The sequence below is a fragment of the Phocaeicola sp. GP0067 genome, assembly GCF_031119655.1.
Classification (GTDB): Bacteria; Bacteroidota; Bacteroidia; order Bacteroidales; family Bacteroidaceae; genus Phocaeicola; species Phocaeicola vulgatus.
This window is the reverse complement of sequence record NZ_JAVHZY010000027.1, coordinates 24,517-38,690: the sequence shown is the minus strand read 5'-3', so window position 1 is coordinate 38,690 and position 14,174 is coordinate 24,517. Positions and strand designations below refer to the sequence as shown.

Here is a 14,174-nt window from a genome sequence, read left to right as displayed (position 1 = left end):
GCTACATTTTACCGTAACTCCTTGACTCTCATCCGTCGGGGTAGCGGGATTCGAACCCACGACCCCCTGCTCCCAAAGCAGGTGCGCTAACCGGACTGCGCTACACCCCGAATCTTTTTTTTATTTTTCAATCGCTTTATCTCTCAAAAGCGATGCAAAGGTACGGCTTTTTTTTATATATGCAAATATTTAAAGCGATTTTTTTTCTACTTTTTTTCGCATTATTACTTATCAAATTATAAATCAAAACATTAACCTTAAAACTTTTTTTTATCCGCAACAAAGAAATTTCAGTGTAAAACAACTCCCCTTTCCGATTTCACTACTCGCCGAGATACTTCCACCATGTAAATTCATAATTTGTTTGCATAAACTGAGTCCTATACCACTACCTGTTGGCTTCGTTGTAAAAAAAGGAACAAAGATTTTATCCAATACTTCTGGAAGAATGCCACTACCATTATCACAGACAGAAAGGAAAAATAGATGTTTTTCTAAATCACAATGTGTGCTAATGATAACTTCGGGATAGATTTGCTCTACACAAGCCTCACCTGCATTCTTTAGTAAATTGATTAATACTTGTTCTATCTGTGAACGATCCAGCATCAGTGTCGTTTCTGGGTTTTCTACTTTATATATATATTGTATGTTTTTATTAGGAAACAGTTTTTTCATATCACTCAGTAAATCACCTATATTTACTGGAGCCAGTATCGGAACAGACAGACGAGAAAGTTTACGATAGTTTTCCACAAAATTCAGCAACCCTTTACTTCTTCTATGAATAGTCTGCATCCCTTGCAACATGATATTGTAATCTCTCTCATTCATACCATTTTGTACAGCACGCTCACTTAATGTTTCACTTAATGAAATAATGGGCGCAATGGAGTTCATTATTTCATGAGTGAGTACACGAATCAGCTTCTGCCATGCTTCCATCTCATTTTCCTCCAATACAGCATGGATATTCTTTAAATTAACCAACCGGAGTTCCGTACCATGTTGAGCGGAATATTCAGATACCGTAACAGCCAATTCTTGTATAATATCTCCTTTATGTATTCGTACTGTTTTAATTTCTCCAGGCTGTAATGACAGGATAATAGTAGGAAAATCAGAATTTAACAGAGCCAATTCCCTGACAGAATGAATACGATAACCGCACAAATCCTGCATGGCTGCCCGGTTCATCCAATGTATATTGCACTGACTATCTACTACCAGCAAACTGCTGTCAACAGTATTCAATAATGTTTCATAATATTGATATCGCTCTTCATTCTCGGACAACCGAGTACGGAATTCAGCAACAACATTATTTATTTCTTGTGCCAATCGTTGTTCTGTACGAGTTTTGTGCTGGGTAGAAAAACTCAAAGAGAAATCTGCATAACGAATACCTTCTATCATTCGCGATATCATACGGGTCGTTTTATACTGCCACTGACAGATATAAATGATAATACCTGCCATAATCATCAGCGAAAAAAACAAGCAAAAATAGAGCGAATGTTGATAAAAGAGATATGCAGCTATAGCTACTACCCCCATTAATAACATACAAGCTATCATCCGTAAAGTTTGTAAACGACTCATAACCCTAATTTTTCAAGTTTCCGATAAAGAGCGTAACGGGTAATCCCCAAATATTCCGCTGCACGACTCAAGTTCCCTTCGCTGCGTTTCATAGCACGTTCTATGGCATTGCGTTCTAATTGTTCCAAGTTCAGTATCTCATCCGTATTCACCCTCTTCTCGAGTTGTGGCTGCAACATGAAATTTGCAGGCTTTAACAATGGCGAGTCCGAAAGAATAATTGCCCGTTCTATGGCATGCTGCAATTCGCGGACATTACCCGGCCAATGGTAACGCATGAGTTTCTGCTTGGCTTCGCGGCTCAGTCCGTTTATCTCTTTCTTATATTTATGAGTATACCGTTGTAAGAAATAATCAGCCAGTAAGAGAACATCCTCTCCCCTTTCCCGCAATGGAGGAATAGTAATCTCAATCGTATTGATACGATACAACAGGTCTTGACGGAAATTACCCTCCTCCACCAATTCTCGGATATTTACATTTGTTGCGCTTATCAACCGAACATCAATAGGAATTATATCCGTTGCTCCCAAACGTGAAATCTGCCGTTTTTCTATGGCTGTTAGTAATTTGGCCTGCATAGGTAATGACAAATTCCCTATTTCATCCAAAAAAAGCGTTCCTCCTGATGCCACCTCCATACGTCCCGCCTTTGCTTTGCGGGCATCTGTAAAAGCCCCTTTTTCATAGCCGAACAATTCACTTTCGAATAATGATTCAGGTATGCTCCCCAAGTCAATCGTTATAAAAGGACATTCACGACGAGGAGAAAAATAACGTAGAGAACGGGCCACCAAATCTTTACCGGTTCCATTTTCACCCAATATCAAAATATTAGCATCAGTATCCGATAATTTCCGAATAGTATCAAAAACCTCTCGCATAGGCGCTGAGTGACCTATCATTTGAGGCATCTCTTCATCCTGCGCGCTCAATGCTACAACTTGTTCTTTCAGTTGCCTGACCTCTTTACGAGAATCACGAAGTTTGATAGCCGATGAAAGCGTAGCAAGTAGTTTTTCTTTTTCCCAAGGTTTGGGAATAAAGTCAATAGCTCCAGCCTTAATGGCCCGTACTGCTTTATCTGTATCCGCATAAGCAGTCATAAACAAGACAATAGCCTGCGGATCTAACTTTAGTATCTGCTCTAAACAATCGAATCCTTCCTGCCCGCTGATAGCATCCCGACGAAAATTCATATCAAGCAGAATAACATCAGGTTGAAAAGTAGTCATGAAATGCTCAATACGAGTCGGTTGAGTAGTAACTTTTATTTTTTCCACGTAGGGATCCAATAAAAGGTTTAGTGCAAAAAGCACGTCCTCATTATCATCTATAATCAATATTTTTCCTTTTGCATTCATTATTTTATCCTCAATATATCTTGTTATACGAATAAAAGATTTTCTATCCGCTTTTTTGCAAAGATATTGTTTTTTTTAATGTGTTGTCTGTGCGGATACGCACTATTTTTGTGCGTATCCGCACAGAGACATCATTATCTTTTATCCCACAAAAAACTGGTAAACAAAGAGATAAGATAATGGCACGCTATTTGATTAGTCTACAATACTAATATATTAAGTTATGAAAAAAAAATCAGTAATAGCTATCAATTTATGCCTTATAGCAAGCATAGTAACTCTATTCGGCAATAAGATCTATATGCTTTATATAGGTGACTGCCATCAATTGTGGGAAGAAGCACAAACTCACTATGTTAATCGACAATATGAAAAAGCACGCGAGTTATTAGAAAAGATAGCTCGCATTGATACGGCCCATCATGCCCAATATCTGACAGGCGATATGTATTTAAAAGGCTTAGGAGGTGAAATTGATTATGATAAGGCTTTGAAACTTTTTCATCAATCGGCAGCGGGCGGAAACACGTATGCTGAAAACAATATAGGCTTTATGTACACATATGGTTTGGGAGTCACTAAGGATTACAGCCAAGCTTTCAAATGGTTGAACAAAGCTGCCACTCAAGGAAATCCAGAAGCTCAAATTGGTATGGGGAGCCTTTATAAAAACGGTTGGGGAGTACGTAAGGATTGTTACATTGCTATGACTTGGTACCTACGTTCTGTAGCTCATGGTAATACGGACGCCATGAACAATATCGGTTATTTATATAAAAACGGACTTGGGGTTCCCCAAGACTTTGAAGAAGCTTATTTTTGGTTTAAAAAAGCAGCAGATAAGAATAATCCGATAGCTCAATATAATATAGGAAATATGTATTGTTATGGCGAAGGAATGGAAAAAGACTTTGCTAAAGGAGTCGAGTGGCTGACCAAAGCTGCTTTACAGGGGAATGCTCCTGCACAATACAACCTAGGACGCATGTATCAGTGGGGCAAAGGCGTAGAAAAAGACTTACAACAAGCCCGGTTCTGGTTCCAAAAAGCTATAGACAACGGTCATGAAAAAGCAAAGGAAGCATTAAGCAAAATAAAAAGCGACTTATCCAAAGAAGACACCGAAGACCCACTCCTGTTCACCTAACTATAAGCCAAAAGTACTATAGGTATAAAGACATAAAAAAACGAACATGAAACTATATTGTATTATAGCACTTTCTCTTCTGCTTCGCCCGGAAACAGCCACAGCACAACAAGAAGAATCAATAACATTGAGTTTGCAACAAGCTATTGAAATAGCACAAGAAAACTCACCGGAAGCACAAGCTGCCCGTCATACCTATCGGGCAGCTTATTGGAACTACCGTTTTTTCCGGGCGAATTATCTTCCCTCCGTCACATTAACTTCATCTCCTACCCTAAATCGGGAGATAAACAAGATTACCCAACCGGATGGAACAAATCAATTTATCCAGCAAGACCAGTTAAGCACAGATCTCAGCCTTAAAATAAATCAAAATATATGGTTTACCGGTGGCAGCTTGTTTGTAAAAACTACCACCCAACGCATTGATGAATTTGAAGATAATCATACAGCGTATAACACCCAACCCATAGTAATAGGTTACGAGCAGCAACTTTTTGGATATAATTCTTTAAAATGGGATCACCGTATCGAACCCCTTCGCTACCGGGAAGCCCGTAAAGCATATGCAGAAGCATTGGAACTTGTAGCCTCAGAAACCAGCACTCTTTTCTTCAACCTGGCAACTGCACAAACTAATCTTGACATAGCCGCCTACAACTATGCTTCTGCCGATACTTTATACAGGTATGCCGAGGGAAGATATAATATAGGAACCATAACTGAAAACGAAATGCTACAGCTGGAAATAAACAAACTGACAGAAGAAACCAATATGATGAATGCCCGCATCGAAGTAGAAGACCAAATGCAAACACTCCGTTCCTTCCTTGGCATTAATCGGGAAATAAATTTACAAGTTGTTCCGGAAGACAGCATTCCTCAACTCGAAATCCCTTTACAAAAAGCATTACAACTGGCATTCAAAAACAGTCCCGATCCTGACACTTATAAACGCAAACAATTAGAAAGCCGCAGCGCATTAGCTTCTGCAAAAGCCAATGCAGGTTTGAAAGCCGACCTGTATGTACAATTCGGGCTTTCTCAAACCGGAAATAAATTTGCAGATTCTTACCGAAACCCCATGAACCAACAATATGCCAGTATTGGTATTTCTTTACCTATCCTGGATTGGGGTCGTGGAAAAGGACGCGTTCGTGTAGCTCGTTCCAATGTAGACTTAGTAGATACACAGGCTGAACAGGGAATGAAAGATTTTGAATTGAATGTATGTAAAATGGTCCGTCAATTCAATCTTCAAGCATACCGTGTAGCAGTAGCCGCCAAGACGGACAAGACGGCCGACCGGCGCCACGATGTAGCACGTCGGCTTTATATCTTAGGAAAATCGACAATTCTGGACCTCAATGCCGCCATTACAGAAAAAGATACCGCACGGAGAAATTATATAACAGCTTTGAAAACTTATTGGAGTCTGTATTATGGTATTAGAAGTATGACGGGATATGATTTCCTCAGAAAAGCAGAGATTTCATGTACTATACCTAAACCTTAACTACACGGCAGATATAAATAATCTTTGTATTATCGCCATACTTAAAAAAGAAATAAAAAAAATTATATCAAAAAACATAAACTAATGGATATAAAAATTGAAAAGAAACCGTGGTACATCCGCTATCGCTACTATATGATAGCTGCACTGGCCTTCATTATCTTCCTTATCTATGTGATAAGCCTTTCATTAGGTCCTCGCAAGCTGCGTATCGAAACAGACAACATTCAGATAGCCGAAGTAAAAGACGACAAATTTATGGAGTATGTAGATGTGGAAGGACTGGTGCAACCCATTCTTACCATCAAAGTAAATACTCGTGAAGCCGGCAGTGTAGACCGCATTGTTGGAGAAGAAGGGAATATGATGAAACAAGGTGACACCTTGTTGATATTGACTAATCCGGATCTGATTCGTTCCATTGAAGACCAACGTGACGAATGGGAAAAACAACGAATCACCTATAAAGAGAAAGAGATAGAAATGGAACAAAAGAGTCTGACACTGAAGCAACAGACATTACAGGCACAATATGAGATGGAACGACTGCGCAAGAGCTTCGGACTGGACAAAGAGGAATTCAAAATGGGAATTAAGAGCAAGGCTGAGCTTCAAGTATCTGAAGATGAATATAAGTATAAACTGAAAAATACGGCATTACAAATGGAAAGCCTGAAACATGATTCATCCGTAACCCTTATCCGCAAAGAATTATTGAAAAATGATCTGGAACGTGAAAGCAAAAAACTGAAACGTGCGGAAGAACGGTTGGAGGATTTGATAATAAAAGCTCCGATTGGCGGCCAACTAAGTTTTGTGAAAGTAACTTCCGGCCAACAGGTTGCTTCGGGAGAAAGTATAGCTGAAATAAAAGTGCTGGATCAATATAAAATTCATACTTCTTTAAGTGAATATTACATTGACCGCATCACAACAGGTCTTCCGGCTACCGTAAACTATCAAGGGAAACGCTACCCCCTGAGAATTACTAAAGTAGTTCCTGAGGTAAAAGACCGTATGTTTGATGTAGATTTGGTATTTACCGGAGAAATGCCCGAGAATGTCCGTGTAGGAAAGAGCTTCCGGGTACAAATAGAATTGGGCCAACCCGAACAAGCTATAGTTATCCCACGTGGAAATTTCTACCAGTCTACTGGAGGACAATGGATTTACAAAATAAACCCATCAAAAACAAAAGCTGTAAAAGTTCCATTGAATATAGGACGCCAAAACCCGCTTCAATATGAAATCACTGAAGGTTTACAGCCTGGAGAATTTGTAATTATCACAGGATATGATACCTTTGGTGACGCAGAAGAATTGATATTAAAATAAAACATGCAACATGAAAACTTTGAAATATGCCTGGCGCTTCTTAATGCGTTCTAAATCGTATACTATCATTAATTTGCTAGGACTGGCTTTCAGTCTGGCATGCAGCATCATCTTGATGCGATATATCCATAGGGAACTGACGGTGGATGCACATAGCGTAGATCCGGAACATATCATCATTCCTATACGGGATATAGAAGGAAATCTTCATCCGGGAAGTTTGCAACAAGGTTGGTCTGAAACTGATTCTGTTTATATTCCTGACCATCAAATAGTGGAACAATGCCGCCTGATGTTACAGCAGCGAGACAATGTGGTATATGAAAACAGTAACTATGCAATGAATATAGCAGCAGTTGACTCCACTTTTTTTCATTTCTTCCACTACCCGGTTGCAGCCGGTGAGGCCCATTTAGATGCCCCTGGTGACGCCATCATCACCCAGCGCTATGCCCGTAATATATTTGGTAAAGAAAATCCGATAGGAAAAGTATTGGAATATTATGGTAAAAACATCACCATCAAGGGAGTGATTGGAGAATTGGGATGCAAATCATTACTTCGGTTCGATCTACTGGTATCATACAGATTGGTGGAACACTGGCAACGTATGGATATATCACTGATGCGCATACTCCCCGGTGTAGATCTGGATAAGATAAACAAAGCAAGCAATGTGTACAGAAAGGACAAAAGGGGAAACAGAATACGCTGGGAATTTATTACTTGGAAAAATTTATACTGGAGAAATTCCATTGGTCACGATGACGATTACGATTCCATCATGCAATTCGGTAACCGTACACACCTGTATATTCTTTCAGGAGTAACCATATTGCTATTATTGGTAGGTATATTGAATTTCATCAATATTTATATGGTATTTATGATGAAACGTTCTAAAGAATATGGAGTAAAGAAAGTATTCGGCTTGCAGCGTCTGCCTTTGTTTTTACAAATATGGATAGAAAATCTGTTATTAGCCTTTGCCGCATTGCTAACCGCCTGGCTGTTGATAGAAGCAACCCAAGTACCAGTCAGCCGGTTGATGAATGAACAAATTAGCTATTCGGCATTCGACTGGCAATTGTCTTTGGGATTCATCATATTATTACCTTTGGTCACTTCTATTTATCCATACATCAGATATAATTATCTCCCTCCTATTGTGTCTATCCGTTCAATAACATCAAACCGTCATGCTATCACTGTACGTATGACATTCCTTTTTTTTCAATACATTATAACCATATTACTCCTTATCCTGTCCTTTTACTTTGGCAAGCAACTGCATTTCCTGCTGAATACCTCTCTCGGATATCGGACAGAAAGAATTCTCAGAGCTGAGTTGTTACACGAAAACAAAAATTATCTGCGCTCTGATACAGAAGAAAAGCGCAATGAGCGCTTTGCCCGCCAAGACCGTATCAAGCAACTATTAAACGAGTGTCCTCACATTGAAATGTGGATGAATTCCCATTATTCTATATTAAGGGGAGGCTCTATCTGCATGTTGTTAAATGACCAGGATACCCGTCAACCCATGCTCACCCTATTTCCTTCTCCACAATTCTTCCAACTATATGATTTAAAAGTACTGGAAGGAGAAATCCCCCAAAAATTTGAAGGTTGGAGTGACTATAAAATGGTACTGAACAAAGCAGCAATGAAAGCTATGGGCTATACTCGGCTAGAAGATGCTTTTGTACGCAGCGAATCCCCGCTTTGGATTAGTGTCAGCGAAAAAGGAGAAATGGAAGAAGGTGGAACCAAACTTATGCCTGTAGTGGCTGTAATAGACGATTATTACCCAAGCCATCTCACTGAAGGAATAAAACCGATGGCATTTGTCGTAGGGCCCAGCAGCGGCAACAGCGATTTTTTGATTGCCGTCAACCCCGATAAAGAAAAAGAAGTCATAGAATATCTGAAGAAAACAGAAAAAGAAATATATAATACCGAAGACTTCACCTATACTTGGTTGACAGATGAAGTCCACAAACTTTATGCTCAGGACCGTCAAACAGCAAACATTTACTTTGTCTTTGCCTTGATAGCAATCATCATCTCCTGTTTGGGATTATTTGGATTATCCTTATTTGATATCCGACAACGTTATCGTGAAATTGCCATCCGCAAAGTAAATGGCGCAGGGATGAAAGACCTTTACCTGCTATTGTTCCGCAAATATATCAAAGTAATAGGTTGTGCATTTGTATTGGCTATTCCACTTGCCTATTACCTCATATATATGTATACACGGGATTTTGTACTAAAAATACCTGTAGATATAGGAATTTATTTAGCAGTTCTAGCTATCATTTCCTTTATTTCATCAAGCACATTAATTTGGCAAATACACAAAGCTGCTCAAATTGATCCCGCAAAAATTATAAGATCAGAATAAACACACATTAAATATGAAAACACTGAAATATGCTTGGCGCTTTTTAATGCGTTCTAAATCGTATACTATCATTAATTTGCTGGGACTGGCATTCAGTCTGGCATGCAATATCATCTTGATGCGATATATCCATAGGGAACTGACAGTGGACACACATTGCATCGACAGGGAGCATGTGTATGCTATCTGTACCAATACAGAAGGTAACCGGGGACTGAGTGGACTGAAACAATATAACTATGATACCATTTCTATCGACAATCGTTTCGTAGAAGCTATGACCACCTATATTCCATTGGAAAAGGACTATGTCATTTCCGGTACCAACCGTATTCCGGCACGTTGCCTCGTTACCGACAGTGTATTTTTCCAGTTATTTCATTATCCTATAGTGCAAGGAAAGCTATCTCTCACAACACCTCAGTCGGCATTATTAACAGAAAAATACGCCCGTAAGATTTTCGGTAATGAAAATCCGATAGGTAAAGTACTACGTTATAGCAATGGCAAAGATATTACCGTAGAAGGCATTGTAGGAGAACCTGAGTGTAAAACTACAATTAACTTTGATATCATCCTCTCTTCTAAATTATCCCAACATTGGGAAAGGATGAATACAGAGCTCTATCGTTTCCTACCCGGTACAGATATAAATGCCATAAATAAGACAGGTAGCGTCCCACGGTATATAAATGACCCTAAATATGACACTCGCACACATACATTTTCTTTAATTTCTGTGAAGGATATTTACTGGGACGGTTCTTTAACAGACCGTGAACCTGCTATGTTTCTTTCGGGAAACCATTCCCACTTAATCATTTTGTCGGGCGTATGCCTGTTATTGCTCCTCACCGGCATCTTGAATTTTATTAATCTTTACCTGGTAGCATTATTACGCCGCGGAAAAGAATATGGATTGAAGAAAGTATTTGGTGTATGCGGCAAAACATTGTTTGCCAATATATGGATTGAAAATACATTACTAGTTCTGAGCGCCTTATTAGTATCCTGGCTTATTATTGAAATAATGTCTGCCCCTACTGAATATTTGTTCGACATTCACTTTTCTTATACGGCTTTCGACGGATGGCTTTCGGCAAGTATTTTATTATTGTTACCAGTAATAACTTCTATTTATCCATACATTAAATACAATTACACCTCCCCCATTCTTTCCATTCGCTCTATCGGTGTCCAAAGTCATTCCAAACATTTTCGTATGTTCTTTCTAGGGGCACAGTATATTATAACTTTTTTGTTAGTGGTATTATCACTTTATTTTAATCGACAACTTGGAATGTTGTTAAATACCGAACCCGGCTTTCGTACTAAAAACATAATGAATGTAAATTTAGTATATGAATCGAAAGATTTTAGCAGTTATACTTATGAAAGTATGCAACAACGTCGCCAACGTGTCATGCAATTGGATAATGAACTTAATGCATGTCCTTTTATTGAATTGTACGAACCTAGCAATGAAAATATCCTTACTCCTACCTTTGGTACAAACTATCTGAACAATAAAGGAGAAAAGGTGTTTCTGAATATTCATTACGCCACTCCTGCATTTTTCAAATTATATGATATAAAAGTAATTGAAGGTGAGATACCCGATATAAATAAAGAAAACCGGCGCACTGTTTTTGTTGTAAACAAAGCCGCACTGAAAGCATTAGGCTATACTTCAATCAATGGCGCTGGAGTGATTGAAGAAAATCAAAAAAGGGCTAATGCTAACGCTTCTCTTCAACCTATCGTTGCAGTAGTAGAGGATTATTTTGAAGGACATTTGACATCTGGAATCAAGCCTACTATCTATCCTGTCGGAGCACGGTTCAGTGGTGATCTTTATCAGATAGCTTATACACCCGGCAAAAAGAAAGAAGTGATTGATTTCTTACGTAATTTGGAATATAAAGTCTATGGAAGTGAAGACTTTGAATATACTTTCCTGGAAGATGATATCAAAGCGATGTATACACAAGACCGCCAAACAGCCACTATTTATTCTATTTTTGCAGGTATGGCTATTATTATTTCCAGTCTTGGCCTGTTAGGGATTTCTCTTTTTGACATTCGCCAACGATATCGGGAAATAGCGATTCGTAAAGTGAACGGTGCAAGTGCCAAAGACCTTTACCGACTGTTATTCCGCAAATATATAACCGTTTTAATTATAGCATTTGTCATAGCTATTCCTTTGGCTTATTATCTGATAAATACCTATACTCAAGATTTTGCAGTAAGGGCACCTGTCAGTATAGACATTTTTATCATATCATTGCTGTTGGTAATAATCATATCACTGGGCACCTTAGCATACCAAATACAAAAGGCGGCATATATTAATCCGACACAAATCATGAAAACAGAATAATTTTATAAAACAACGGAAATATGTTAAGGCATTATATAAAAATGGCAATGCGCCACTTATTAAAAAATAAGATACAAAATCTGATATCTATCGTAGGGCTATCCGTCGGGATATTATGTTTTAGTATCTGTCTTTATTGTAGCCGGTTCATCAGCGAAGTAGATTCTTGCTTTTCCAATAAAGAACTCATAGCAGACATAAATTTATGTACAACACGGGGAGATTTGTATTCTGGTATTCCGGCAACAACGATTGAAGAATTGCGCAAACTTAGATTCGATGAGGTTCAAGATTTTACCTTTACCGTTTATCCCCGAGAGCGGAGTTACAACGTAGAGATAAAAGAAGGGAAAGAATTGCCATACGATCATTTGATGACAATGGAAGTAGACTCTCTTTTTAGGAAAGTATTCACTCCCCGAATACTACAGGGATCATGGGAAGTAGCCTCCAACACCCCCAATGCCATCATACTGACCCGCTCTTTAGCAAAAAGGATTTTCGGTGAATCAGAAAATCCCATAGGCAAACGTATGATATTGACACAACGTCTTTTTACAGCACCGGATACCACTCCTCGTACTGGAGGCATAGCCTATACCATTCAAGCCGTGATAGAAGATATTCCCCTGAATACCAGCCTGAGTTTTCTTGAGAAACTGGATATGCTGACTTTGAATGACAGTGAAGGAACATTGCAATTCAACGGTCGTAATAATATGACCGGAGGTTTTGGTTTTGCCCTGCTACATCCGGGTAAAACAGCTCGAAAATTAGAAGCCCGTTTTCGCTCCATAAATATGAAGCACCACATATATGACGAAGAAACAGCTATAACCGCCTCGCCCTTTGGAGAGGAATTTTGGGATAAGTCCATTGCTCCTTATTTTGCAGGAATAACCATGATAGTAGGCCTGTTGATTTTACTGACCGGACTTCTTAATTTCTTCCATTTTCTTATGGGAACTTTTTTGAATCGTAACCGTGAATACGGGATACGCAAAGTTATGGGCAGTGGAAACCAGCAACTTTTTTACCAACTCTTTGTCCAGTCTGTCATCATTGCATTCATCGCTTTCTTGTTTACGTTCTGCTTGATTGAAATAATCAGTCCCTATTTGAATTTCAATTTATTTAATTACGTTCTTATCATTGAAAAGAACCTCTTGTTTATACAGACCGCAGAGTATATGGTATTCATCTTATTTTTATGTATGATATTATGCTTTATAACTGTATTGCGCATACATTACACACCCATCCAGACAGAGATTCATGGCAGTGAGATAAAACGTCATAAACATGGAATGCGGAATATTCTGTTAGGCATCCAATTTTTTATATGCTGGGTTTTTGTCGCATTTACCGTAGCTCTTTATATGCAAGCGGAGAAAACGGAATCTACCCTATTCAACACATTGACTGAAAAAGAAAAAGCCAATATACTAAGTTTCTCCATAGATTATATGTTTATGAAGAATGAAGAGAAACTGGCTTTAATAGAACGTATATCCAAATTTTCCGGTGTACAAGACAAATTATTGGCAGACATCAGTTATCTGAAAGGTATATCAGGTACTGGGATGCAAATGGAAAAAGGTAACCCGGAAAGCAGTTTTGAAGTAAATGTCATGAATGTTTCCACTAACTTCTTCCAATTCATGAACATACCTTTACTATCGGGACACACATTAAAAGCCAAAGAGGATTTGGTAGTAGACAAAACATGGGCGGAACGCCAGAAAAAAGATCTGTTAGGAACTATTTTATACAATTACTCGGAAAGCTATACCATTTGCGGTGTATGTGACGATTTTATCGCCGATGTATATAATCAAAGTCCTGGATTTGTATTCTTACCCAGCGACTTCAATTATTATGTAGGTCATTGCTATCTGAAATGCGAGCCGGGGGAAACGGCTGATATAAAAAAAATGATAGAAAAGACATTGAAAGAAACACTCCCGGAAAGTATTCATCCTCATGTCACTACATTGCAGGAAGATATATATGAAGCACAAGCAATAGAAAATAAATTGAAAGGGATTATTCTATTCTTTTCTATCGTCAGCCTGCTCATTACTTTGTTGGGAGTTTATTCGACCATCACATTGGATACGGAACGCAGACAAAAGGAAGTAGCTATCCGGAAGGTAAATGGAGCAGGATTGAAACAGATTATTTTATTGTTTGCCCGCCTTTATATAAAACTGCTGACTGTTTCCGCAATTATTGCATTTCCATTAATTTATATAGTCATACAAATATGGAAAAAAGCATATATTGTATTCTTTAATGACGGTATCATATATTGGGCAGGAATTTTCATCGGAATAACATTTATTACGGCCCTCACGGTATTATTCCGTATTCTGGGAATTGCACGAATTAACCCTGCAAAAGTAATCAAGAACGAATAA

The 14,174-nt window shown here is 38.5% G+C and carries 8 protein-coding genes and 1 tRNA gene; 6 read left to right on the top strand and 3 right to left on the bottom strand.

Annotated elements, in window-relative coordinates; genetic code table 11:
* Positions 1-35: 35 nt before the first annotated feature.
* The 3 genes from RE317_RS17145 to RE317_RS17135 form a co-directional block, all read right to left on the bottom strand.
* A tRNA-Pro gene (locus tag RE317_RS17145) sits at positions 36-110 on the bottom strand.
* Positions 111-270: 160 nt separating this feature from the next.
* Positions 271-1,602, bottom strand: coding sequence for a PAS domain-containing sensor histidine kinase (locus RE317_RS17140; RefSeq protein ID WP_005842249.1), 1,332 nt, complete (start codon positions 1,600-1,602; stop codon positions 271-273).
* Positions 1,599-2,966, bottom strand: coding sequence for a sigma-54 dependent transcriptional regulator (locus tag RE317_RS17135; protein WP_008669076.1), 1,368 nt, complete (start codon positions 2,964-2,966; stop codon positions 1,599-1,601). The genes RE317_RS17140 and RE317_RS17135 overlap by 4 nt, the downstream gene beginning before the upstream one ends.
* Positions 2,967-3,189: 223 nt before the next feature.
* On the opposite strand from RE317_RS17135, the gene RE317_RS17130 reads away from it, so the two are divergent.
* The 6 genes from RE317_RS17130 to RE317_RS17105 all read left to right on the top strand — a co-directional run bounded on the left by RE317_RS17130 (position 3,190) and on the right by RE317_RS17105 (position 14,174).
* Positions 3,190-4,113, top strand: a complete 924-nt coding sequence (locus RE317_RS17130; protein ID WP_008669078.1) for a tetratricopeptide repeat protein — start codon at positions 3,190-3,192, stop codon at positions 4,111-4,113.
* Between the two features lie 46 nt (positions 4,114-4,159).
* On the top strand, positions 4,160-5,629 hold the full coding sequence (locus RE317_RS17125; RefSeq protein WP_117870410.1) for a TolC family protein: 1,470 nt from the start codon (positions 4,160-4,162) through the stop codon (positions 5,627-5,629).
* Positions 5,630-5,713: 84 nt separating this feature from the next.
* Complete coding sequence (locus tag RE317_RS17120; protein WP_117870412.1) at positions 5,714-6,964, top strand: efflux RND transporter periplasmic adaptor subunit; 1,251 nt, start codon at positions 5,714-5,716, stop codon at positions 6,962-6,964.
* Between the two features lie 10 nt (positions 6,965-6,974).
* On the top strand, positions 6,975-9,371 hold the full coding sequence (locus tag RE317_RS17115; RefSeq protein ID WP_117870414.1) for an ABC transporter permease: 2,397 nt from the start codon (positions 6,975-6,977) through the stop codon (positions 9,369-9,371).
* Positions 9,372-9,384: 13 nt separating this feature from the next.
* Entirely contained in the window at positions 9,385-11,754 is a 2,370-nt protein-coding gene (locus tag RE317_RS17110) for an ABC transporter permease (protein WP_117889638.1), read from the top strand.
* 20 nt (positions 11,755-11,774) lie between these two features.
* Positions 11,775-14,174 carry an ABC transporter permease gene (locus tag RE317_RS17105; RefSeq protein WP_117873589.1) on the top strand — a complete coding sequence of 800 codons (2,400 nt, stop codon included), beginning with the start codon at positions 11,775-11,777 and terminating at the stop codon, positions 14,172-14,174.

Bases quoted from the DNA above. Each gene is read 5' to 3' on its own strand.
- RE317_RS17140 (WP_005842249.1), bottom strand. From the start codon at position 1,602: ATGAGTCGTTTACAAACTTTACGGATGATAGCTTGTATGTTATTAATG.
- RE317_RS17135 (WP_008669076.1), bottom strand. From the start codon at position 2,966: ATGAATGCAAAAGGAAAAATATTGATTATAGATGATAATGAGGACGTG.
- RE317_RS17130 (WP_008669078.1), top strand. From the start codon at position 3,190: ATGAAAAAAAAATCAGTAATAGCTATCAATTTATGCCTTATAGCAAGC.
- RE317_RS17125 (WP_117870410.1), top strand. From the start codon at position 4,160: ATGAAACTATATTGTATTATAGCACTTTCTCTTCTGCTTCGCCCGGAA.
- RE317_RS17120 (WP_117870412.1), top strand. From the start codon at position 5,714: ATGGATATAAAAATTGAAAAGAAACCGTGGTACATCCGCTATCGCTAC.
- RE317_RS17115 (WP_117870414.1), top strand. From the start codon at position 6,975: ATGAAAACTTTGAAATATGCCTGGCGCTTCTTAATGCGTTCTAAATCG.
- RE317_RS17110 (WP_117889638.1), top strand. From the start codon at position 9,385: ATGAAAACACTGAAATATGCTTGGCGCTTTTTAATGCGTTCTAAATCG.
- RE317_RS17105 (WP_117873589.1), top strand. From the start codon at position 11,775: ATGTTAAGGCATTATATAAAAATGGCAATGCGCCACTTATTAAAAAAT.